This is a genomic window from Paenibacillus lacisediminis (assembly GCF_046567315.2).
In genome coordinates, this window is the sequence record NZ_JBKIAX020000009.1 from 261,700 (window position 1) to 284,523 (window position 22,824).

Below are 22,824 nucleotides of genomic sequence, written 5' to 3' on the forward strand. Positions count from 1 at the left end.
CTAGGTAGAGTTGAACTATTGATTGTACGGATTAGGGCAGCCGTGTGAAATGTTCATACGAACGCTGCCGCTTCTTCAGAATCATTTCACACTCTTGCCTATATCCCGCTCTTTCCTTAGTTCAACTTATAAAATAAGCTTATTCCGTTCTTTAATAATACGCCGATAGACACTTATGAAGCCCCCCGCATCCGGGTTAACATCCATTCGGTAATTTCCGGAACCCGGGCATGCAGCAGCATCTGTTCCATTTCGGCAAGCAGCCCGAGCTCCCGGTAACGGTTTGAGGTTTCCAGCGGCCGTTTGGAAGGAGATGGGTTGACGGTGATGGTTCCAGACGCTCGGGAAATAAACCCCAGCTCCTCGAACACGCCCAGCATTAACTCCAGCATCCGCCGCGACCAGCCGGTCCGTTTCAGCAGCGCCGCCATCATTTCTTCCTCGCGCAGGGCACGCCCATCGGTTCTGAGCAGCAGGCCGTACACCTGCTTGAAATGATCGCGGGACGGCGTTTCGATCCTTTCCTGCGGCGAGCGCAGCGGATGAAGCAGATAGATCCTTTCCAGTGAAACAAACACGTTCATCATCCGGCTCCAGCCTGCGGAGGAATCCGGAAGCTCAAGCACAAACAACGTCGTAACGCCGCGCGCGCCCGCCGATTCCGCCAAGGCGTTGCCCGGTATGGCGCCATCGTCCTTATCATATACCCAAACCGAGGTGTCCTTCAAATCGCCAAGCTGAAGCAATTGGGAGCCCAAGCCCGCCGCAATCACAGCGGGGATGTCCCGTTCATTCGCCGGCTGGTGAACAAGCGTGCTCTTAAGCTGCACCAATTGCGTGGCCGGATTCCGCGAACCGCGGTAGTCGAACACCTGAAGATGGGAAACCGCAAGATCCTGAATCATCAGCTGCGGCTTGCGCGAGCCGTTCCATTCGTTAATTCCGGCTTCGCACACCATGTCCAAAACCGCCTCTTCCGCCAGCAGGGGCGCAAGTTCTCCTTTGCCGAAGGCTACAGCCTCCACGGTCTTTCCGTTTTGCCCGACAACCAGCTTCAAATGCTTGCCGTCTTTACCCATTTGCCGGCATTCCACCAGCTTTACACCGCGAATCAGCAGGCGCGGGCACGTATTGGCCATCCCGAACGGAGCCAGGCTTTCCAGTTCTTCGATGGACGATAACGTGATCTCCTTAAGCGAGCATTCCAGATCGGTCGTGATCACGGGGACAAAATGCTCCGGCCGAAGCTTGTCGGCAGCGAAGGCATTGAGGCGCCGCGAAAACTCGGCCAGGTTGCCGCGCGCCAGAGACATGCCTGCCGCCGACGGATGTCCGCCAAAATGGTCGAGCAAATCGGCGCAGTCGGTTAGCGCCTCATAGATGTCGAAGCCGGGTATGGAGCGGGCGGAGCCTTTGCATTCGCCGGTTTCCGGATGAATGCCAAGCACGATCGTCGGACGATAGTACCGCTCCAGCAGCTTGGAGGCTACGATGCCTACGACTCCGGCGTTCCAGCCTTCGCCGGCCACGACGATAATATTCGGCAAACCCGTGTCGCCGGTTTGCTGCTCCAGCTGCAGCAGCGCTTCCTGCACCATGCTCTCCACCAGCATCTGCCGCTCCTTGTTGAGCACATCAAGCTCCTCGGCAATCGTTTCGGCCTCGTCCGCGTTCTCGGCGGTCAACAAAGCCACCGCCCGATCCGCATGACTCATGCGCCCGCTGGCGTTGATGCGCGGCGCCAGCCCGAAAGCGACCGCCGTCGATGTCACTTCGCCTTTGGACCAGCCGGCCGTTCCGAGCAAGGCCGTCATCCCCGGAAAGGCGGATCGCGACATCGCGGCAAGTCCGGCGCGGACCAGCATGCGGTTTTCTCCAACCAACGGCATCAGATCGGCGATCGTTCCAAGCGCAACCAGTTCCGTCCAGTATTCCGGGGTGTCATCCCCAAGCAGCGCTTTAGCCAGCTTGAAAGCAACGCCGACACCGGCCAATCCCTTAAACGGATAGGGACAATTAGGCAGCTTCGGGTTAATCAAGGCATAAGCTTCCGGAAGCACCGCCGGCGGCTCATGATGGTCCGTCACGATCACGTCCATGCCCGCCTCGCGGGCAAAAGCGATCTGTTCCACCGCGCTGATGCCGGTATCCACGGTAATGACCAGCGTAACTCCCTTTTGCCTAGCCTGCTCCAGAACCGGTATATGTAAACCGTAGCCTTCCTTGGTGCGATGCGGAATATGGTATTCGTATGTAGCGCCCAACTTGCGCATCAGACAAATCATCAGCGTCGTCGAGGATACCCCGTCAGCGTCGTAATCTCCACACACGAGGATCCGCTCCCCGTTTTCCACGGCGCGGCGGATTCGCGGAACTGCTTCCTTCATGCCGCTAAGCATCATTGGATCATGTTGATCGGCGACCGTTCCTTGCAAAAAAAGCTCCGCTTCCTCCGGCTTCGCAATCCCCCGCGTGACCAGCAGCGAGGCTACAAGCGGAGAGAGATTAAGCCGATCGGTGAGCAGACGGGCGGCGTCTTCGTCCGCGGGTAGCGGGTCCCAGCGATATTTAGGATGAAGCATAACCGGTCACCTTCTTTCTAGAGGTTGAACTTCATTAATGTCTTTTACGCAGGGACAGTGTCATTGCAGTAAATTCGGCAGATCGCTGCCGTTCTCCTCCGTGTTGCTCTTATAGGGATAGCCGGCGTCGTAAGGCGATACTTGAATCCGTACGTCGCTCACATGGGAAAAGCGGTTGAGCAGCAGCATTTTGGCGCGGTTGGCGATGTCGTTGGCTTCCATGACCGTGATCCGCGGATTCACGCTGATTTTGGCGTCCACGGTGACGTAATGCCCGTTCTCCTGCGCTTTCAGCTCCTCGACGGCAATCACGCCGTGAACCCGTTGAACCGTCTCGATAAAAGAAGCGGCATCCTCCTCCTGAATGGCGGAAACCAGCTGCCCGTAAAGGGACTCCCTGATCAGGCGGTACGCTCTCCAAAAGACGAGACAAGCGATGAAAAAAGCGGCTGCAGGGTCAAGATAAAGCAATTCCGAAATACCCATCGCCTGCCCGGCCACCGCGCCAAAGACGCCGATGAACGCAGCCACAGAGGAATAGAGTGAGTAACGATGCGTTGCGATCAACGACTGCGCGGTTTTGGGATCCTCTTTCCGGGACTGGCGAAATCGAAATTGGAACATCGCTTCCTTCAGGGCAAATGAAACGACGACGGCGACCCCGGCCATCACTTCCGGAGGCTGGATCTCATCCCTGGCGATATTCGATATGGCGGCAATCATCATCTGCAGTCCGCCCATAAGCAGGAACACGGAAAAAAAGATCGCGAGCAGCGGCTCAGCCCTTTCTCTCCCGGCATACGCCGCGTGCAGCGCTCTCCGCTTCCTCAGACCGGGCCACTCCACTTTGCCGGTGATCTCGGCCGCGGCATCCGAAGCGGAATGCAAAGCGGCCGCCAGCAGCGCGCGGCTGTCAAACCATAGCCCCACCAGCCCTTTAAAGATGGCAAGCGCAACATGACTCACGATGCTGAGCCAAGCGGCGGAATCGGAAAAGGCAGCATGTTCGCGTTTCATAATGACCTCCTAAACCATGTGAAAACTGATGAAGAACGGTAGAGCCGCGTCTATAATCGACGCGGCTCTTTTTTGAACCAACCGATGGCTAGATATCTTCAAAAAGCCGCTTAGGATGCTTTAGCCGGTTTATTCTTTTGCTTACTTTTAAAGGTAAACCAGAGCGGGCTGGCGATAAAGATCGAAGAGTAAGCCCCGAACAGCAGGCCGATGACCATGGCGAGCGAGAACATCTTGATCGACGCGCCGCCCAACAGGAACAGGAAGAAGGCGGCCACAAACACGGTAAGCGCGGTATATAAAGAACGCATAATCGTCTGCGCTACGCTGTGGTTGACCAATTCGACAAGGTCCTGCCGCGTTTTGAGCTTGGCAAACCGCAGATTCTCGCGAATCCGGTCGAAGATAACGATCGTATCGTTGATCGAATAACCGATGATCGTCAATACTGCAACGATAAAGGTCAAATCGACCTCCAAACGGAAAATCGAGAAAACCGCGATGACCATAAAGGCATCATGCAGCAAGGCCACGATCGCGGCCAGAGCAAAACGCCATTCAAAACGGATGCTGACGTAAATGATGATCCCTATACAGGAAATCAGCACGGCGTAAATCGCGTTGCGCGCCAATTCCCGGGCCATTTCCGGATCGACCGTATTGACTTCGAAGGAGGCTTTGTCGTCCAGCTTCGAGATTTCGCTTTTCAGCTGCGCATCATTATCTTCACTAAGCACTTGCGTAAAGCGGATATTCATCCGATCCTCGCCCGGGCTGACCGTCGTGCCTTCCGCAATGCCTAGCTTGTCCAAGATCGGTTTCACTTGCTCCGCCGTCAGTGGTTTTGTAAGCGAGATGTCCACATTGGAGCCTGCTTTAAAATCAACGCTGTAATTCAAGCCGAACACCGATAGACAGATGAGGCCGGCGATCGTTAAGACGATCGACGCAATATAAAAGTACTTGCTGAGATGTACATAGTCCAGGTTTTTATTAAAGCGCACGAATATCACGCTCCTTCACGCCGAAATATTTCGGTTTCGACAGCTTGCCCGCCTTAAGCAGCAGATTCAGCAGGAAGCGGGAGAGATACACATTCGTGGCGATGCTGAGCACGATTTCCACGATCAGCACGAGCGCAAAGCCTTTTACCGCGCCGGTGCCGAACCAATACATTACCGCCGCAACGATAATCGTCGTTATATTCGAATCGAGAACCGTGCGCAGGGAATGCTTGTCGCCTGCCTTCACGGCGGACATCACGCTCTTGCCGGAACGCATTTCTTCATGGATCCGTTCATTGGTAATGATGTTGGCGTCGACCGCCATCCCGATCCCGAGAATTAAAGCCGCGATCCCTGGCAGGGTAAGCGTAAAGTCCGCCCACACGAACACCAGTATAAGCAGCCAGGTATGAATGATTAGCGTAAGCGAGGCGATCAACCCGGGAACCCGGTACATTCCGATCATAAACAGCAAGATGAATACGGAAGCGATCAGCCCGGCTTCAATCGTCTGTTGCAGCGATAGCAAACCCAGCGTAGCGCCTACACTTTGCGAATATTTCTCGGTCAATTTCAGCGGCAGGGCGCCAAGGTTGATCTGGTCGCGCAGTTCCTTAGCTTCGTTTAAATCTCCGCCAACGCTGATTTGCGCGGATCCTTCAGCCAGTACCGCCTGAACCACCGGAGCCGAAATCAGCTTGTCGTTCATGTAAATCGCCAGCGGTTTTCCGAGCAAACGTTTGGTTATTTCCGCGAACTTTTCTTTGTCTTTCACTTTAATGCTGACAACCGGCTCGTTCATCTGGGTATATTCCAGTTTTGCTCCGTTTTCGACGAAATCGGTGCCAACCATTTCAATTTTTTTGTACTCATCCGCTTGTTTCTCCGTGCCGTCCTTGCTGCGGAATGTAAGCGAAGCAGGCTCTTTCATCGTTTTGCGCACCGTTGCCTCGTCGGTGACACCGGCCAGCTTCAAACGAATCCGGTTGGTGCCTTCGGTCGTAACTTCAGGTTCGCTCGTCCCCAGCTTGTTCGCCCGATCCTCCAGGCTTTGTGCCGTCTTGAGGAGAGATTCCCGCGTTACCGCTCCTCCGCCCTCCAGCGGCGATGCTTCATATAAAATTTCAAAGCCGCCTTTCAAATCCAGGCCGAGACGTACGTTTTTCAACAGGTCGGGGCTTGTCCATCCCATAATCCCGAGCGAGACAACCACGACGGTTATGAATGCGATGATTCTTTTCATTCCGTACTTCGTTCCCCTTTCAAATTCTCAATATTCCTATTATAGCGATGCCTGAAAAGCGAGTCAATTTATCAAATTTTGACGAAAAAAAGACCCCTGCCTCAAATAAGACGGGATCCACGGTATGCGGAAATCGTCATATAATTCATAAATTGGGTCACTTTTAAGGAAAGTATATCGTTGACAAGTTGGTGCATTGGCGGAATGCCTTCTTTTTCATATTTTTGACTGACGCATTCCCAAATCTCAGGGCCGGTTACATGCTCGTAACCGATCAGTCTGAATTCCTCCGCTTTGCTGCGGCAAAGGCTTTCTATCGCCTCGTTCAACTCTTGTTCTGTCAATTCCTCTTCAGCCACGATTCTGCCCCCTTCAACCCCCGTCTTAATACATTCTACCCCAATTTACAGATTCCTGCCTCTACCGACTTTTTCCAATTTAAAAAGCTTCCAAAAAGACAAGTCATGAACTTGTACAGGTAGGACATATTCATAGAGTAACCCCAAGAATAAACAATCGGCGAAGCTATTTCCGGGAGAGAGGGAAGCACTTTGAACAAACAAACCTTCATCCAAGGAACGATGATTTTGCTGGTGGCGGGAATCGTCAACCGGCTCCTTGGTTTCATTCCGCGCATTATGCTGCCCCGCGTGATCGGGGCGGAAGGGGTAGGACTTTATCAGCTTGGATATCCTTTCTTCCTTGTAATCGTAACGATCATTACCGGAGGGATTCCTCTGGCCGTCGCCAAGCTGGTGGCCGAAGCCGAGTCCTCGGGGAATCCGGGGCGTTCCCGCGCCATTTTGCGGACGAGCCTGGTGTTCACGACGGCGGCGGGTTTTCTGTTCACCTTTTTATGCTTGTTTGGGGCTCCATGGGTAAGCCGCTATATCCTTACGGATGCCCGCGTTTACCATACGTTTATCGCGATGAGCCCGATGATCGTCATCGTTTCCGTTTCCTCCGTTTTTCGCGGTTATTTTCAGGGCAAGCAGGACATGATTCCGTCCGCCGTCTCCTCCATAATGGAGACGGTAGCCCGGATCGTTTGCACGTTATGGTTCGCTTATTTGCTTCTTCCGATGGGGATGGCGTACGCCGCGGCGGGAGCGATGTTAGGCGTAGTGGTCGGGGAAATCGCCGGGCTTGGCGTGTTGTTATGGCAATACCGTCAGCTCAAGCGGCGTGAACGGAAGGAAGTCGAGACCGGGGAAACGCCGGCCAAGCCTGACCTGGAGAAACAGCCTTTGCCCGGCAAATTGCTCCGCCCCATTTTGCGCATTGCGATTCCGGTTACCGGCGGCAAGCTCGTCGGCTCGCTGTCCTACCTGCTGGAATCCATCACGACGGCGCGCAGTCTAGCGTTGGCCGGCATCGGCGTCGCCGTGGCCACCACCCAATACGGGGCGCTGCAAGGTATGGTTATTCCGCTGCTGCTGCTGCCCGGGGCGCTGACGTCTTCGCTGGCCGTCTCGCTTGTTCCTTCGCTGGCCGAGGCCCAGGCCCGCGGGGATATGCGGTCGATTCAGCTGCGGCTGCATCAATCGCTGCGGCTTGCGCTGGTCACCGGCGCCCCGTTTGCCGCGATCATGTTTGTGATGGCCGAGCCGCTCTGCCTGATCATCTACGACAACGCCGAAATCGCCGGGATGCTGCAGACGATGGCCCCGTTTGCGCTTTTCCTCTACGCGCAGGCGCCGCTGCAGGCGACGCTCCAAGCCTTAGACAAGCCGGGGCGGGCCTTGATCAACACCCTGACCGGAGCCGTTATCAAAATATCGCTGATCTTTTATCTCGCCTCCAATCCGTCCCTGGGCATTTATGGAGCCGTGATCGCCATTGTCGCAGGCTTTATCGTCGTGACGCTTATGCATGGGTATAGCGTGGCCCGTATGCTCCGCTATACGCTGCCATATCTGGATTTCACCAAAGTATGCGCCGCCATGATTATTATGGCCGCAGCGGCTCATTACGCGATGAACCGCCTGCCGTTTGGTTCCGTCCCGGTGGTTCAATTTATCGCCGCGGCAGCGGCCTCCGGAATCTTGTACCTGGTACTGGCCGGCGTCATGGGCCTGTTTGACCTGCACGACCTTAAGCGGCTGCCGTTCCTGGGCAAATGGTTTCGCCGCTGATGCGGCTTAGGCTTTTCACATCTCGTCCATGGGGTTGATATACAGTTTGCCATTATGATCGATACTGCAGAAAAACACCTGTTTAAAATCGCTCAGCCCTTTGGACTGAATATGATTTTTTAGCCAAAACCTGGTTTTCCCGATCTTTTGCAAATTTTCTTCGTTCACTTTCCCGTCCATAATCAGCGGCAGCGGCAGCTCTTCGTATTTAATTTTGGAGGCAATGGACTCGCGTTCCTTGCTTTTGCGCCCGCCGCTATTGCCGACTTTGCCGGATTTGTCCTTGGGGAATACGCTCAGCTGTCCGCTCGTCTCCAGAACGGCGAACTCTACGTCCGACACGCTGTCGACCTTCTTGGAACGCAGCTGCATAAGCAGATCGTCCAAATTGTACCGCTGCTTCCGCATTTCCTCGCGGTTGATTTTACCGTCGCGAATGATAACGCTTGGCTTACCGTCAAACCATAACCGCAGCTTGCGGAAACGAAGCGACAGCATGGCTATGCCGATTTGAATGATCACGAGCGTGACCATGGGGATCAATCCTTCATACAGCGGTTTTTTGACATCTTCCAAGGCAAATACGGCGATTTCCGCAATCATGATCGAGATGACCAGATCAAAAATCGACAGTTCGCCTATCTCTCTTTTCCCCATGATCCGCATCACCACAAACACGACAATATACATCAGAATAGTTCTAAAAACATGGGCCAGCATATGATCGACCACGCCAATCCCTCCTCATCGAAAAGGTCGAACAGAACATAGTACTCGTATTCTGACCGCCGATTCTCCATTCCATGCGGTGGAACATAGGGTTAAAAAGCGGGTTGCTTGCAAAGATCTTCCTTAAGAGGTAGTTCAAAAAGTTCGCTTTTGATCACGTAGCAGGTCAAGAAGCGGATTCGACGTCGAATCTTGAATTCAGCCGGGCCTTCCGTTGCTCACGTACCCATAACGTACGCTCCGCTCCTGACGTCCCTAGCTTCATTCGACCTAAAGCGTTTTGAAAAAACGCACATCGGAAGCATACGCTTCGGTGCTGAAAACCGAACTTTTTGAACACGCACTTTGAATGCCTACCGTTATAAAAAATCAACGTTACGCGGTAATAACTGCATGGGCTTGACCATAAAATGGTGGTAATAAGAGAACAGGAGGATGACCTAATGCACTTCATCCGCAATTTATTTGGTTTTCGGATTTCGCAGCCCACCGTCTCGGGACTTTGGTACGCTTTCTTATGGATGATGATCGGCGCCCTGGTTTTGTCACTGCTGCTGCAGGGCGAGATGCTGGAGGAGCCCGAACTTGCGCTGTACACCTATCTCGTTCATGGCATCGCCATTTTGTTCGGCGGCATCGTATCCGGAAAAAGAGCGAAGCAGAAAGGCTGGTCCCAGGGTGGCCTGACCGGTCTGCTGTACGTTGTGCTGCTTTTGCTCATCAGCTTTCTCGCTCTCGACACGTCGCTGACGCTGCGCGATTGCATCCTGTTGGTGCCGGGGCTTGTCATCGGGGCTTTTGGGGGAATGATCGGGGTGAATTTAAACCGGAAGTGAATGAAAAAAAGGGCCTAAGCCGGAGAAATGGCTAAGACCCTTTTTTGTTTTGATTATTTGCCGCTAGACTCCGAATTGACGCTGTGGCTGATGGCGCTGCGATCGAACGTCAACTTGGTGACGTCGTTGACACGGATGACGACCGTATCGTCCGTCATCTCCATGATCGTACCGTGCAGGCCGCCGATCGTCACGATTTTGTCGCCTTTTTTCAGCTGATTCAGCATGGTGTTGCGCTGCTGCTGCTTTTTCTTTTGAGGACGGATCAGCAAAAAGTAAAATACGGCGATCATGATAACAAACGGAATAATCATTTGGATGAGGGAGCCTGTGCCTCCGGCTGCTCCTGCTCCTCCCGCTGCTGCAAACTGAAACATGCGCGTTCCCCCCTTTCAAAGAACAAACTGCGGACTATTAAAATCCCTTTTCATTGCCGAACAACCCGTACTGTTCGAAAAATTCATCGCGGAAACTAAGCAACCTGTCCTCCATGATAGCCTGGCGAACATTCTTCATCAGGTTAATGAGAAAATGCAGGTTATGGTATGTAGTTAACCGAAGCCCGAACGTTTCGTCCGCTTTAATCAGATGGCGAAGATAAGCCCTGGAATAATTTCGGCACGTGTAGCAATCGCATTCGGGATCAAGCGGTCCGAAATCATTGGCATACTGGGCATTCCGTACCACCAGTCTGCCCTGGCTGGTCATTGTCGTGCCATTGCGGGCGATGCGGGTCGGCAGGACGCAGTCAAACATATCAACGCCGCGAATCGCGCCTTCGATCAATGCATCGGGCGAACCGACGCCCATCAAATACCGCGGTTTGTCCGCAGGCAAAAGGGGGACGGTATATTCCAGCACCTCATACATCAATTGCTTGGGTTCGCCTACACTTAGTCCACCAATAGCATACCCCGGAAAATCCAAGGAAGTCAAATCGCGCGCGCTCTGCTTGCGCAAATCTTCGTGCATGCCGCCTTGCACGATGGCAAACAGGCCCTGATCATGCGGGCGGGCATGGCTTTTCAGGCAGCGCTCGGCCCATCTCGCCGTACGTTCCGTTGAACTTTTCACGTATTCGTATTCCGCCGGATAAGGAGGGCACTCGTCAAAAGCCATCATGATATCCGAGCCCAGCGCGTTTTGGATTTCCATCGCCACTTCAGGAGACAGGAACAGTTTGTCGCCGTTCAAATGGGAGCGGAAATGCACGCCCTCCTCCGTGATTTTGCGCATTTCGGCCAGCGAAAACACCTGAAAACCTCCGCTGTCGGTCAGAATCGCCCGATCCCAGTTCATGAACTTGTGCAGTCCGCCCGCTTCGCGGATAATCTCGTGACCCGGCCGCAAAAAAAGATGGTACGTATTGCTCAAAATAATCCGCGCGTCCATCTCCTTCAATTCCTCGGGACTCATCGTCTTAACCGTGGCTTGGGTGCCGACCGGCATAAATGTCGGAGTATCAAACGATCCGTGCGGCGTGTGCACGCGGCCCAGTCTTGCTCCGGACTGCTTGCAGGTTTTAATATGTTCATACGTTATTGCTGCTGCCACTCTAATCAACCGTCCTCTGCTTTCTTAATAAATAAACATGGCGTCGCCAAAACTGAAAAAGCGGTATTTCATCGCGATCGCTTCCTTGTAGGCTTTCATAATATGATCTCGTCCCGCCAGCGCACTGACCAGCATGACGAGCGTCGATTTGGGAAGATGGAAATTCGTCAGCATAGCATCCACCAGCCCGAATTCATAACCCGGGTAAATGAAAATCCCGGTCCATCCGCTGCTGCGGACGATCGGACCGCCTTTGCATGCTTGAGCGACCGTCTCCAACGTGCGCGCGGAAGTCGTTCCTACAGCAACAACTCTGCCGCCCTTGGCTTTGGTCTCGTTGATAATATCGGCCGTTTCCTGCGGCAGCACGTAATATTCCTCGTGCATGACATGATCCTCGACCCGCTCCACCGACATCGGGCGGAACGTGCCGAGACCGACATGCAGCGTAACAAACGCGATGTTAATCCCTTTGGCCCGTACCTGCTCCAGCAGCTCTTCGGTAAAATGAAGCCCGGCCGTGGGCGCCGCCGCAGAGCCTTCGTGTTTGGAATAAACCGTTTGATACCGCTCGCGGTCGTCCAATTTTTCTTTGATGTAAGGCGGCAAGGGCATTTGGCCCAAGCGATCCAAAATTTCGTTAAAAATGCCTCCGTAAGAAAAACGAAGCACCCGCTCGCCCATATCCGCTTCCGCTTCCACCGTCGCCCGCAGCTCATCGCCAAAAACGATGACCGCGCCCGCCTTCAGTTTCTTCCCTGGCTTGACCAAGGCTTCCCAACGGTCTTCTCCGAGACTCTTCAGAAGCAGCACTTCCGCTTTGGCGCCGGTATCCTGTTTGACCCCGAACAGCCGTGCCGGTATCACGCGGGTATCGTTCAGCACAAGCGTATCGCCGGGATGAAGATAATCCAAAATAGCGGAAAACGTATGATGGCGGATTTCTCCGGTTTCTTTATTCAACGTCAGCAATCGCGAAGCGCTCCGCTCCGGAAGCGGAGTTTGGGCAATCAGCTCCTCCGGGAGTTCGAAGTCGTACATATCCACATTCATAGTTCTGCTCATTCCTTAACGATAGTTACATTTTGGTAGTAGTGTTGCAATATTTCCCGGTAATCATACCCGGCGTCGGCCATTCCTTTGGCTCCCCATTGGGATAATCCGAGCCCGTGGCCGTTTCCGCGGCCGACAAACAGATAAGCATTGCTCTTATCGATGACCCGGGCCGTTTGGTCAGCGCCCAGCACAACCATATTTCCGCCGCTCAAGGACGTTTTGCCGGAAGCGGATAAAACCGCCGCGTCAGAAGCCGCCGTACCGGAAGCCTCCCCGGCACCTTGAACAGTATACCTTCCGGTTGGCACAATTTCAAACAAGGTACTGGGCAGGCCGTTTAAAGCAGATCTCAATGAATCCGGATATTTGACGTCCAAAACCTGTCCGTTTGCCTTGATTTGCGTCACCCTTCCGGACGGTCCTCTTTGCGCAACCTCCAGGCTCGTAATCGCTGAAGGCGCTTCGGCCGTCGTTTTGCCTTTTAGCGATTTGGACAGTTGGTCGGAGGTGTAAGGCCCCCGAATCCAGGCATAAGCGCTGGACTCCTCCACCTTGCTGAGCACGATGGCCTTATCTCCCGGGTTCAGTTTCGCCACCGGGTTGACATCGGATTGAATCAGGGGAAGCGGACGCACGTTCACGTTGTCTGTCGTCACGGTCAATAGCTCCAGCCCGGCCTCGTTTGTTCCCGCGATCTTGGCGTTGTCTTCCCGGACATACCCGGTTTTGCCGTTGTCGAGCAGAATCTGGTACCACGATTTCAAAGAAGCCCCGGCGGACTCGTCGCCTGCGCTCGTTACGCTGGCGTAAATCGGGTTGACGTTGCTCCACACTTCCGAGGCGTCGGCGGTGACACCGCCGCTGTTGGACGAGAACAGGCCTTCAACCACTTTCCCATTCGCCTCCAGTACTTCGCCGGCGGTGCTTTCGACCGCCTTCACGACGCTGTTCGCCTCCTGATCCACGCCATTGTAAACCTGGCTTAACGTCGTATCCACCAAGCCCGCAATCTTAAACTTGTTCAATTCCGCATTGTACATAGCGTAACTGCGGGCAGCGACAGCCTGCGCCTTGAGCGCCTCCTGCGGCCAAGAAGTCGGTACTTCGGCGGATACGACCGAATATAAATATTGCTCAAGCGGCAGCACGTTGACGAGCGCCAGCTGCCCGTTCACTTTACTGATTTCAAAATCGCCCCGGTATCTGCGTTCGGAACGCTCAACGACCTTAATGGCCGAGTTGTCTTTATTGCCACGGACTATCAGCTTGGCCCCTTCTCCGTACAGCTCGTAATGTGCAGCCCTCTTCGGAGCGTCCACAGCAAGTGAAACATCATTATGCAGCAGAAGGGCTGGTGTCGCCATATCCACAGGGGCTAAAAACAGCTGCGGTTCGGTTAGGGCCAGCTTGGCCTGTAATGATGCTTGTTCGGCCACGCTGGACATCCCCCCGATCCACACCGCATACTTCCGCGGACCGGTCATGACCGCAAACGCCTCGGTGTCCTGACCGTTCAAAGTGCTGGCAAGCGATTCCGCTTCATTCTGCGAACCGAAAAGGCCGGCCGATATGTAATAAGGCCCCCGTACGTTTGGATTTTGTACTTGAAGCTGGCCGGATAACGTCTGAGCGACCCGGCCGGCCGCTGTCACGGCCTCAGCCGCGCTGGCGTACGGGCCGGTATAAATCCGGTAAACCGTGCCGCCCGGCCGATCGACCGCGTAGGCCACCGGTTTGTCGGCGGTACCCTGCAGTTTTTTGACTGCGGCGGCGGCCGTTCCCCAATCAGCGCTTTCCAGCGCCTTGACTTTAAAGCCGTTGACGCTAAATCGGGAGGTTTCGGATGCGCCCATTTCCAGCCAAGGCTCGAATTCTCCACCAGCCATAATACCCGCTTCCGCGGCCCCCTCCGCCTTCAGTGTTACCGCCGGCGCGGTCGATTTGTACGTGCTGCCAAGATCCAGGTACATGGCTACGCGGACTTGTTCGGAAGCCGCAGCGCCGGCCGCCCCCGGGAATTGTACCGCTGAAGTAAGCAGTAAGGCGGCTGCGATTCCTTTTCCCCATTTGCTGAATGTCATTGCCCGTCTCGTCCCCATCAAACCCGATTCTCCTCTCTATGATGCATTGTTATCGATTTGCCGCCATTAAGGCGTTTCCGGCATCGGCAGCCCCAAATGCTGATAAGCCGCGGGGGTCACCATGCGGCCGCGCGGGGTCCGCTGCAAAAATCCGATTTGCAGCAAATAAGGTTCATACACATCTTCGATGGTTTGGCTTTCTTCGCCGATCGTTGCCGCAATCGTATCGAGCCCGACCGGACCTCCCCGGAAGCTCGTAATCATCGCCCGCAGCATTTTATGATCGATGAGATCAAGTCCCATCGGATCGACCTGCAGCATCTTTAACGCTTCCTTGGCAATGTCCGTCGTGATCATTCCGTCGCCCCGCACCTGCGCGTAATCCCGGACGCGTCTCAGCAGCCGATTGGCGATCCGCGGCGTCCCTCGCGATCTTAAGGCGATCTCCTCGGCGGCGTCGCCGACCATTTCGATGCCGAAGATATCGGCTCCCCGCGATACGATGAAGCTTAGCTCGTCGACCGTATAGAATTCGAGGCGGCTGACGACGCCAAAGCGGTCGCGCAGCGGCGCCGACAGCAGCCCCGCCCGGGTGGTCGCCCCCACCAGCGTAAACGGCGGTAAATCAAGCCGGACCGAACGGGCGCTTGGCCCTTTCCCGATCATGATGTCCAGGGCAAAATCCTCCATCGCCGGATACAGCACTTCCTCCACCGTACGGTGCAGGCGATGAATTTCGTCGATAAACAGCACATCGCCTTCCTGCAAATTCGTCAGCAGGGCGGCCAGGTCGCCAGGCCGTTCAATCGCCGGGCCCGATGTCGTACGGATGTTGACGCCAAGCTCGTTGGCAATAATGTTCGCCAGCGTCGTTTTGCCCAGTCCCGGCGGCCCGTAAAGAAGAACGTGGTCCAGCGCTTCGTTGCGCATTTTCGCCGCTTCAATATAGATTTTCAAATTTTCCTTGATTTGGCTTTGTCCGATATATTCCGCTAAGTAGCGGGGACGGAGGCTTAGTTCGACGGCCTGATCCTCCATCATTAAATTCGCCGATATGATCCGGTCTTCCATCATTGCGCGTTCGCTCTCCTTCCAGTCCTTCTCTCATCAGCCGGCATACAGCAGCTTGAGCGCCTTTTTCATTACCGAATCCACCGCTTCATCCGGGGCGACATCCTCCTTCATGCGATGCCACACCTTGTCCAATTCGGCATCCGTGTATCCGAGCGCCTTAAGCCCTTCCCGGGCTTCCGGCCAGCCGGGATAAGCGGATTCGGCCGCAGGGAGAGCCTCGGACGGATCATCAAATAAAGAGGGGCCGCCCATCCCTTCGAGCTTGTCTTTCAGGTCCAAAATCATGCGCTGCGCCGTTTTTTTGCCGATGCCCGGAAGTTTGGTCAGAAAGCCGATATTCTCCTGGTGAATCGCCGCCACCACATGGTCGGGACTGCCCCCGCTCAAAATGCCCAGCGCCACGCGCGGCCCGATGCCGGACACCTCGATCAGCTTGCGGAACAACCTCTGCTCCTCACGGGTCGGAAAACCGAACAGCAAAATCGCGTCTTCACGGACATGATGATGCGTATAGATCGTCACCGTCTCTTGTCCTTTCGCGGCAAACGCATACGGGTTCGGGCAAAACACCTGATAACCTACGCCCTGCACATCCAGTACAACATACTCCGTTTCCAAATGGGCCACCTGGCCCCGCAAAAAATCGATCATGAACGCAATACCTCGTTTAATTTAGAATTTAATGTGTAAGAATGCGCATGGCAAATCGCCACGGCTAAAGCATCCGCCACGTCGTCCGGCTTCGGGATCGCCTGCAGCTTCAAGAACATGCGGGTCATTTCCTGCACCTGCCGCTTTTCGGCTTTGCCGTATCCGACGATCGCCTGCTTGACCTGCATCGGCGTGTATTCCGAAACCGGCAGGCCTTTCTGGACCGCCGCCAGCACCAGCACGCCTCTAGCTTGTCCAACCGACATCGCCGTCGTAACGTTGCGGTTGAAAAACAGCTTTTCCAACGCCACCGCGTCCGGCTTATATTTTTCGATCAACTGAACCATACCCTCGTACACATGAAGCAGCCTTTCTTCCTCCGGCGTGTGCGCCTCCGTCTGAATGCAGCCGTATTGTACCGGAGTCAGTTTGCTTCCCTGTTTATCGATAAACCCAAACCCTACGATCGCGATCCCAGGGTCGATTCCAAGTATACGCAAGCTCATCTCTCCCCAAGTGTGTGCTCGAACTCCCGTCTTGCTAACGGAGCTCGCGTCCCTTTTTGAAGCGAACATATGTATTCACTTTATTATAACAAAAGATCGCGTACATTGAGGAAAAAGTTTGTAGAGTGCCAGGGTCGATGAAGGGTAAAAACAAACAAGCGCAAGCAGGAAGAGGATATTACCATCTTCTGTGCATGCGCTTGTTTCATACTTTTGGGACTCCCGCAAAAATATAAGGGTACAAAATGGCGTTATTGCGGCGATATCCCTCAATCAAAGAGAAATAGAGGTAATTTATGTCGCTATTTTCTACGAACCGCAACAAATACTCGCGATCTGGACTACTCTTAGGAAAATAAGGCCATAAAATTCCGTTAATGAGGGTGAACATGCCTAGCTCCGGATAATAAGTACATAAAGTTCCGCTATTTTGAACGCCGATGGTTCACTCGTTCAGTTCATCGTTCCAGCAGCCAGCCGTCAAGCGCCGGTTTCTAAGTTGAGAGGTCGAGCCTATATATTGACGCTATTTCTTAAGCAATAAATAAGCAAAATAAGGCACTCCAAGCAGCGAGGCCATGACACCGGCCGGAATCCCGTCGGGATCGACCAGATTGCGGCCGACCGTATCGGCGATGAGCAGCAGCCATCCGCCAAGCAGCACGGCGACGGGAATGAACAGCTGATTGCGCGGTCCGACCAGCGCTTTGGCGATATGGGGAGCCATCAGCCCGATGAAGGCGATGCCCCCGGTGACAGAAACCGCCGATGCGGATGCGGCGACGGCGGCCAAGATCAGGACCAGCCGTTCGCGCTCAAGATGCACGCCCACGCCGATTGCCGAGGTCTCGCTTAAGCTAAGCAGGTTGAGCTGCCGGGATTTGAACAAAGTAAACGGCACGAGCAGGATCAGCCACGGGAGCAAGGCCCCGATAAAAGGCCAGTCCGTGCCCCAAATGTTGCCGGCAATCCATTTTGCGATAAAATCCACCTTGGTGCGTTCCGCCGAGGAGATAATCACGATCATAATCCCCGACAGCGCCATGGAGAAACCTACTCCAACCAATACGAGGCGAACGGGATCAAGTCCCCGGGTCCGGCTGTACGAGAAAATATAAACGAGTATGGCTGTGATCAAAGCCCCGATAAACGCAACAAAAGGCAGAATATAGGCAAACGATCCCGTCTCGATCGGAAAATACAGAAAAAATACGGAGATCGCCACGCCTGCCCCGGAATTAATGCCAACGATGCCCGGGTCCGCCAAATCGTTACGGGTAACGCTTTGCAGGATCGACCCAGATAAGGCCAGCGCCATTCCCGATAACAACGTGATCAGAATCCGCGGCAGTCTGACGGAGAACAGAACGAAGTCCTCTTTGAACGTGCCTTGGCCCAACAACACGGGAATCAGCCTGTCGAAGGACAGAGACGAATAACCAAACCCCATGCTGGCGACAGCCGTCAGGACGATGGCCCCTAAGCTGATCAGCAAAATAAGACGCTGTTTCCGAACAAGAGCGAACGGACTCATGATAGCGTTTTGCCTCCTTTACGCACGACAAGCAGGAAAAACGGCAAGCCTGCCATAGCCACAATCGCCGCCATGGGCGTCTCGTAAGGCGCGTTGATGGTCCGGGCGAGCGTATCCGCCAGCAGCATGAAGGCGGCTCCCGCAAACACCGAAAAAGGCAGAATATATCGGTAATCGGTGCCGACAACCTTGCGGACGATATGCGGAATCATCAGTCCGAGGAAGGCGATGTTTCCGGCGAGCGCCACAGCAGCCCCCGTCAGCAGGATGACCAGGACAAACAAAATGAATTTGATCCGCGCGAGCTTTTGCCCCAGACCAACCGCCACCTCGTCGCTCAGACTGAGAATCGTTAAATGGCCGGAGTACATGATGGACACCGCGATTCCGGCAACAATGACCGGCGCAACCGCCTGAATCTGTGCCCATGTTGTCCCGATTAAACCACCGGCCGTCCACATGGAGACGTCCTTGGAAATTTTGAACGCAAGGCTGATGCCTTCCGTGGCGGCCTGCAGAAAGGTGGAAATGGCCGCTCCCGCCAACACGATGCGAACGGGAGACAGCTTCCCCCGGCGCACCGCGCCAAGGCCGATGACCAACCCGCCGCCTGCGGCCGCACCGATAAAGCAAGCCAGCATGATGCCGAAGTAGCTGATTCCCGGTAAGCAAGCGAAAATGACGGCAAGCGCCAGGTTAGCGCCGGACGTAAGCCCCAGCAAACCGGGATCGGCGAGCGGGTTACGGGTGACCCCTTGCATCATCGCGCCGGATACCGCCAGCGCGGCGCCGACCAGCATCGCAGCCAGTTCACGCGGCAAGCGGATTTCTTGCAGTGTGAGTATATTCCCTTCGGAGGCAACCGAAGTAAGCGCCAGCCATAGTTCATGCGGCGTCGTTTCCTGCGCGCCAAACAACATCGAGATCACGAAGGAGACGACGAGCAGCAGCACACTGCCGAGAAGCTTATAAATAAACGGAATCGAACGTATATTAACTCTCATCGGTATCACTGCCTTGGTTATTTGCCCAGGAAACTTTTAATGAAGAAGTCCAGCTGGTATTCCATGCTGAGCGGGTCGTTGAAATAGAAAGCTTTCGCATCGGCTTCAAAAACCCGGTTGTTTTTGACGGCAGGGATATTTTTGTAGGACTGTGTATTCTGAAAGGAATTGTCCTCGTCAGCGTTTTTGCTGAAAATAATATAATCCCCCACGTAATCCTGCAAAACTTCGGAGGATACCGCGAAATAGCCGTCCTTTTTCGTTGCCTCCTTGGTTTTCTCAGGCAAGCTGAAGCCCAGATCGCCATACAAAAGTTCGGTGCCGCGTCCAAAATTGTAGCCATACACGTACAACTGCTTGTTAAACGTCTCGATTACCGACACCGTCGCGCCTTCACCGACCTTCGCTTTAATCTCTTCGCCGGCTTGCTTCGTCCGCGCCTTGAAATCATCCACCCAAGCCTGGGCTTCTTTTTCCTTGTTCAGCAGTTTGCCGATTTCCAGCTGCTGCGTTAAATAGTCAACTTTTCCGTACGTAAAAGTGACTGTCGGCGCAATTTGCTTGAACTTGTCTACGTTTTTAATATCAGACTGTCCGATGATGAGATCCGGCTGCAGTTCGATGATTTTCTCCAGGCTTTCGTCCGTCACCGCTTCCACGTCTTTCAGCCGGTCTTTAAACTGCGGATTTTCCTTGGACAACTCGTCCGCTCCGATGATCGGCACATTCAGCTGCATGACATTGCCCGTCAGGAACCTAGTCAAGACAACGACGCGCTGCGGATGAGCCGGAACCTCGACCGGTCCGTTTTCTGATTCGTAAGTAACGGTCCCGGTGGAAGAAGTGCCGCTATTGCCTGTGCGACCGGTTTGATTTGCGCCTTGGTTTCCGCCGCACGCGCTCAGCATAACCGCTAATGACAGAACAAACGGAATAAGTAGCTTTCTCATCAGATGACTCTCTCCCTTTACAATGGCTATGTGTCAATGAGGACACTAATTGATAATGAGTTTCATTTTCATAACTTATTATATTCAGCCTCATTTCGCTTAACCATAGCTTATTGTTAGGGAAGGAGCTTGGACTATTGAATGCCGGCGAACAATGTTACAGCACGTTGCAGCTGCAGGCGGATGGATACAGGGTTGTAAGGGATCCATTCGTCCACGTCCAGCTGATGCACCTTGTTTTGCCGCACGGCGGAAAGCTCTCTCCAATACGGGGACTGAAACAAGACGTCGGCATGTGCGGTGGAACCTTTGGCATCGGGAAACACAATTACAAGCAAGCGGTCCCCCGCGTAATCGGCCAGCTCTGCCGGCTCGATGGGAATGGAATGAAATGAAATGCCGAGCTTTTTTATAAGCTGCTCTATTTTTGCCGGAGGCTTTAACCCCAGCGAATGGTATATTACGTATCCGACATTGCGGGCGCCATAAACGAGCAGCCCATCCGGCCGCAGCACCAAAATCGCCACAGTTTCAGCCGCGGCCGCACATTGCCTTACAAGCTGGTGCGCCGCCTTCTCCTCCTGTTCAAACGCGGCCAGCCACGCTTCCGCCTTTTCGCTCTGCCGAATCGCCCGGGCGATCAGGCGAAAATGCTCTTTCCAGCCCAGCTCCATCCACGGAATGTCTACCACAGGCGCGATCGCCCGCAGCTGCTCGGGATTCAGGCCGTGTCCGTGCAAATGCTGCCCCGCTGCGATAATCATGTCCGCTTTGGTATCCAGCAGGGCCGACTTTAACTGCTCGAAAGTACAGTCCGTATTGATAAATCTCATCGCTTGCGGCTGCGGCAGTTCAGCGGTATGGACATACTCGCCGTTCTCCGAAATCGTGAGCACCGGTTCCCGCCCAAGCAGCAGCAAATGGCTGGCATAAGGCGTGAGCATGACGGCCACGCGCTGCGGAGAAACGCTGTGATATGCCGTCGGCGATACTCCGGTCAGCCGTTTGAAACGGCGGCTAAGGTAAAATTCATCCTTGTAGCCGACCTTCTGCGCGATCTCCCGGAGCGTGCCCGAACCGCCGATCAGCAGCTCGGCAGCCCGGTGGACGCGCAGCCGCGACAGGTATTCCTGCGGAGAAAAGCCGGTAAGCCGTTTAAATAAAATAGAGTAATGCGAACTGCTTACGCCCGCCATCGCGGCCAGCTGCTCGCGGGTTATTTTATCTTTAAAGTGGTTCTCCATATAAGCGATGCTGCGCTCCAAGCTTGGCTGCCCATTGTCCAAATCCGAAGGGGCCCTCCCGGTTCGCGACAGCAGTTCAAAAATAATCCGGTAAAACACCATTTGATTTTGCACATGCCGGGCTTCATAAGCCGGTGAACGATAAAGATACAACTCCTCCAGCATAGCCACAATCGCAGGTTCATTTGGAAAAAATCGCACATTCTTACCGTCAATCAGCTCGCCGCCGCGGATCATGGAACCCCCATACTGAGATAGGGTCTGTTCCGAGATGCCGATGGAAAGCTTGTAGGCGTGCAGCGGCCCAAGGGAATCCGTCACCAGCGCGGCATGGGCCCCGGCCGGAAGCAGCAAGACCGCGCCTTCGGCAAGCTCAAAGGTCTGGTCGCCGATGCTGAGGGCAGCCTTGCCGCCGGCGGCCCCGATCAGCACAGCAAATTCCTCATGGATTTTTTGCGCCGGCAAACTTGAAGTACCGTATAGCGAACGAATTTGCACAGCCGTATATAATGGAAAGCGGAACTCCGCCCACTCCGAGATAAGGTTGGTCAACACAAAAGCCTCCATTGCGATGAAAATAAGCAGCTTCTTTCTCCGATAGTACCACACTGGGGGGCATCGTCAACGTCCATTAAAAAAGCGCCGCCCATCCGGCAATCGGAATGGGGGCGCTCTTTTGGCCTGCTGCACCTGCTACTGCTCTTCATTTTGCTGCATAACCTTTTCGGTCTGCTCCAAGGCAAAATCGCTAAACGTGGACAAAACGCTGTTGTACTCTTCAACGTCCTGAATGCGGATGCCCTGGTGCAGCTGCTTCAAAACATCCGCCGGCAAGGCGCTCTCCATCATCTCTACATCCAATTGAAAAAAGGTCCGGATGACCTTCTCCTTTTTGGGAGGCCCATCGAACAACGTCAGATTGCCGTCCTTGTCGATGCCGATGTATCCTTGCTTGCTGCAGGTTTCGGACAACCCGTTAATCCTTTCGTCGATCCACACATCGCCGCCGGCCCCAAGCCGCCCTTCCCATTCCGGATGGGCTTTCATCAATGCCGCGATTTCGTCCGGCCGCATAATGCCTAATACGTTGCTTTCTTCGCCACAGGTATAGATTTTATTCAAATGAACGATGCGGGTGCGATCCGTTCGCTTCAATTCGGCTAACCAATCCTCCTTGGTGGCTTCGGGCGCGGCCTCCTGCAGCTTGCCCCAAGTTTCCATCGCGATCGGTTCATTGGTCATCAAGTTTTCCATCTGATCGGACAAGGGCATCCCGAGCCAAGCCATGATCGCAACCAAACTGCAGGCGCCGATCGTCCAGATGGCACGTCTCCATCTTCTCCATCTTCTTTTGAGATGCTTTTTGATATGGAAGATATTCACGGTTATCCCCTTCTGTCGGAGTTTATTTTTTATTGTGACCGGCGGAAAGGGGATTTATTCAGTTCATGGTTTCTTGACGTTAAAAAACAGCCATCCGCGCGGATGACTGTTGATGAATCGGGACGACACGATTCGAACATGCGACCCCCTGGTCCCAAACCAGGTGCTCTACCAAGCTGAGCTACGTCCCGTAAAGTTTCAGGCCTTCGGAAATCAGGCCACTTTTTCTATTATAGCGCCG

20 protein-coding genes and 1 tRNA gene are annotated in these 22,824 nt (G+C 54.2%); 2 read left to right on the plus strand and 19 right to left on the minus strand.

What is annotated here, in order from left to right:
* Window positions 1-173: 173 nt before the first annotated feature.
* The 5 genes from recJ to ACLD72_RS18845 form a co-directional block, all read right to left on the minus strand.
* Window positions 174-2,582: a single-stranded-DNA-specific exonuclease RecJ gene (gene recJ, locus ACLD72_RS18825; protein ID WP_411001570.1), complete on the minus strand. Its 2,409-nt coding sequence runs from the start codon at window positions 2,580-2,582 to the stop codon at window positions 174-176.
* A gap of 60 nt (window positions 2,583-2,642) precedes the next feature.
* Window positions 2,643-3,599 carry a cation diffusion facilitator family transporter gene (locus ACLD72_RS18830; RefSeq protein WP_411001569.1) on the minus strand — a complete coding sequence of 319 codons (957 nt, stop codon included), beginning with the start codon at window positions 3,597-3,599 and terminating at the stop codon, window positions 2,643-2,645.
* A 110-nt stretch (window positions 3,600-3,709) separates the two neighbouring features.
* Window positions 3,710-4,603 carry a protein translocase subunit SecF gene (secF, locus tag ACLD72_RS18835; protein ID WP_411001568.1) on the minus strand — a complete coding sequence of 298 codons (894 nt, stop codon included), beginning with the start codon at window positions 4,601-4,603 and terminating at the stop codon, window positions 3,710-3,712.
* Window positions 4,593-5,846, minus strand: coding sequence for a protein translocase subunit SecD (secD, locus tag ACLD72_RS18840; protein WP_411001567.1), 1,254 nt, complete (start codon window positions 5,844-5,846; stop codon window positions 4,593-4,595). The genes secF and secD overlap by 11 nt, the downstream gene beginning before the upstream one ends.
* 101 nt (window positions 5,847-5,947) lie before the next feature.
* Window positions 5,948-6,205 carry a post-transcriptional regulator gene (locus ACLD72_RS18845; RefSeq protein ID WP_128634868.1) on the minus strand — a complete coding sequence of 86 codons (258 nt, stop codon included), beginning with the start codon at window positions 6,203-6,205 and terminating at the stop codon, window positions 5,948-5,950.
* 192 nt (window positions 6,206-6,397) lie between these two features.
* Between ACLD72_RS18845 and spoVB the strand changes: the two genes are divergently transcribed.
* The gene (gene spoVB, locus ACLD72_RS18850) at window positions 6,398-7,981 is read left to right on the plus strand and encodes a stage V sporulation protein B (RefSeq protein WP_411001566.1); all 1,584 of its coding nucleotides are present in this window, start codon (window positions 6,398-6,400) and stop codon (window positions 7,979-7,981) included.
* 15 nt (window positions 7,982-7,996) lie between these two features.
* Here spoVB and ACLD72_RS18855 read toward each other — a convergent pair whose 3' ends face one another.
* The gene (locus ACLD72_RS18855; protein WP_411001625.1) at window positions 7,997-8,701 is read right to left on the minus strand and encodes a DUF421 domain-containing protein; all 705 of its coding nucleotides are present in this window, start codon (window positions 8,699-8,701) and stop codon (window positions 7,997-7,999) included.
* 452 nt (window positions 8,702-9,153) lie between these two features.
* Here ACLD72_RS18855 and ACLD72_RS18860 point away from each other — a divergent pair, with 452 nt between their 5' ends.
* Entirely contained in the window at window positions 9,154-9,546 is a 393-nt protein-coding gene (locus ACLD72_RS18860) for a TIGR04086 family membrane protein (RefSeq protein WP_251592710.1), read from the plus strand.
* Window positions 9,547-9,599: 53 nt separating this feature from the next.
* Here ACLD72_RS18860 and yajC read toward each other — a convergent pair whose 3' ends face one another.
* The 13 genes from yajC to ACLD72_RS18925 all read right to left on the minus strand — a co-directional run bounded on the left by yajC (window position 9,600) and on the right by ACLD72_RS18925 (window position 22,774).
* Window positions 9,600-9,923 (minus strand): preprotein translocase subunit YajC, encoded by a 324-nt coding sequence (yajC, locus tag ACLD72_RS18865; protein WP_411001565.1) that lies wholly within the window; start codon window positions 9,921-9,923, stop codon window positions 9,600-9,602.
* A 37-nt stretch (window positions 9,924-9,960) separates the two neighbouring features.
* The gene (tgt, locus tag ACLD72_RS18870) at window positions 9,961-11,100 is read right to left on the minus strand and encodes a tRNA guanosine(34) transglycosylase Tgt (RefSeq protein WP_411001624.1); all 1,140 of its coding nucleotides are present in this window, start codon (window positions 11,098-11,100) and stop codon (window positions 9,961-9,963) included.
* A 24-nt stretch (window positions 11,101-11,124) separates the two neighbouring features.
* Complete coding sequence (queA, locus tag ACLD72_RS18875) at window positions 11,125-12,153, minus strand: tRNA preQ1(34) S-adenosylmethionine ribosyltransferase-isomerase QueA (protein WP_411001564.1); 1,029 nt, start codon at window positions 12,151-12,153, stop codon at window positions 11,125-11,127.
* Window positions 12,154-12,161: 8 nt separating this feature from the next.
* The gene (locus tag ACLD72_RS18880; protein ID WP_411001563.1) at window positions 12,162-14,255 is read right to left on the minus strand and encodes a SpoIID/LytB domain-containing protein; all 2,094 of its coding nucleotides are present in this window, start codon (window positions 14,253-14,255) and stop codon (window positions 12,162-12,164) included.
* Between the two features lie 48 nt (window positions 14,256-14,303).
* Entirely contained in the window at window positions 14,304-15,308 is a 1,005-nt protein-coding gene (ruvB, locus tag ACLD72_RS18885) for a Holliday junction branch migration DNA helicase RuvB (protein WP_128635660.1), read from the minus strand.
* Between the two features lie 36 nt (window positions 15,309-15,344).
* Complete coding sequence (gene ruvA / locus ACLD72_RS18890; RefSeq protein WP_036620615.1) at window positions 15,345-15,962, minus strand: Holliday junction branch migration protein RuvA; 618 nt, start codon at window positions 15,960-15,962, stop codon at window positions 15,345-15,347.
* The gene (ruvC, locus tag ACLD72_RS18895; protein WP_128634875.1) at window positions 15,959-16,462 is read right to left on the minus strand and encodes a crossover junction endodeoxyribonuclease RuvC; all 504 of its coding nucleotides are present in this window, start codon (window positions 16,460-16,462) and stop codon (window positions 15,959-15,961) included. Before ruvC ends, ruvA begins: the two co-directional genes overlap by 4 nt.
* 532 nt (window positions 16,463-16,994) lie before the next feature.
* The gene (locus ACLD72_RS18900) at window positions 16,995-18,002 is read right to left on the minus strand and encodes a FecCD family ABC transporter permease (RefSeq protein ID WP_411001562.1); all 1,008 of its coding nucleotides are present in this window, start codon (window positions 18,000-18,002) and stop codon (window positions 16,995-16,997) included.
* A complete protein-coding gene (locus ACLD72_RS18905) occupies window positions 17,999-19,006 on the minus strand; it encodes a FecCD family ABC transporter permease (RefSeq protein ID WP_411001561.1) in 1,008 nt (335 codons plus the stop codon). The genes ACLD72_RS18900 and ACLD72_RS18905 overlap by 4 nt, the downstream gene beginning before the upstream one ends.
* A 17-nt stretch (window positions 19,007-19,023) precedes the next feature.
* On the minus strand, window positions 19,024-19,956 hold the full coding sequence (locus tag ACLD72_RS18910) for an iron-hydroxamate ABC transporter substrate-binding protein (protein ID WP_411001560.1): 933 nt from the start codon (window positions 19,954-19,956) through the stop codon (window positions 19,024-19,026).
* Between the two features lie 134 nt (window positions 19,957-20,090).
* On the minus strand, window positions 20,091-21,752 hold the full coding sequence (locus tag ACLD72_RS18915) for an AraC family transcriptional regulator (protein ID WP_458476111.1): 1,662 nt from the start codon (window positions 21,750-21,752) through the stop codon (window positions 20,091-20,093).
* Between the two features lie 141 nt (window positions 21,753-21,893).
* The gene (locus ACLD72_RS18920; protein ID WP_411001558.1) at window positions 21,894-22,583 is read right to left on the minus strand and encodes a BofC C-terminal domain-containing protein; all 690 of its coding nucleotides are present in this window, start codon (window positions 22,581-22,583) and stop codon (window positions 21,894-21,896) included.
* A gap of 117 nt (window positions 22,584-22,700) precedes the next feature.
* A tRNA-Pro gene (locus tag ACLD72_RS18925) sits at window positions 22,701-22,774 on the minus strand.
* Window positions 22,775-22,824: the final 50 nt, after the last annotated feature.

Coding starts and splice junctions, on each gene's coding strand:
- recJ (WP_411001570.1), bottom strand. CDS start 2,582: ATGCTTCATCCTAAATATCGCTGGGACCCGCTACCCGCGGACGAAGAC.
- ACLD72_RS18830 (WP_411001569.1), bottom strand. CDS start 3,599: ATGAAACGCGAACATGCTGCCTTTTCCGATTCCGCCGCTTGGCTCAGC.
- secD (WP_411001567.1), bottom strand. CDS start 5,846: ATGAAAAGAATCATCGCATTCATAACCGTCGTGGTTGTCTCGCTCGGG.
- ACLD72_RS18855 (WP_411001625.1), bottom strand. CDS start 8,701: ATGCTGGCCCATGTTTTTAGAACTATTCTGATGTATATTGTCGTGTTT.
- ACLD72_RS18860 (WP_251592710.1), top strand. CDS start 9,154: ATGCACTTCATCCGCAATTTATTTGGTTTTCGGATTTCGCAGCCCACC.
- yajC (WP_411001565.1), bottom strand. CDS start 9,923: ATGTTTCAGTTTGCAGCAGCGGGAGGAGCAGGAGCAGCCGGAGGCACA.
- queA (WP_411001564.1), bottom strand. CDS start 12,153: ATGAATGTGGATATGTACGACTTCGAACTCCCGGAGGAGCTGATTGCC.
- ACLD72_RS18880 (WP_411001563.1), bottom strand. CDS start 14,255: ATGGGGACGAGACGGGCAATGACATTCAGCAAATGGGGAAAAGGAATC.
- ruvB (WP_128635660.1), bottom strand. CDS start 15,308: ATGGAAGACCGGATCATATCGGCGAATTTAATGATGGAGGATCAGGCC.
- ruvA (WP_036620615.1), bottom strand. CDS start 15,962: ATGATCGATTTTTTGCGGGGCCAGGTGGCCCATTTGGAAACGGAGTAT.
- ACLD72_RS18900 (WP_411001562.1), bottom strand. CDS start 18,002: ATGAGTCCGTTCGCTCTTGTTCGGAAACAGCGTCTTATTTTGCTGATC.
- ACLD72_RS18905 (WP_411001561.1), bottom strand. CDS start 19,006: ATGAGAGTTAATATACGTTCGATTCCGTTTATTTATAAGCTTCTCGGC.
- ACLD72_RS18910 (WP_411001560.1), bottom strand. CDS start 19,956: ATGAGAAAGCTACTTATTCCGTTTGTTCTGTCATTAGCGGTTATGCTG.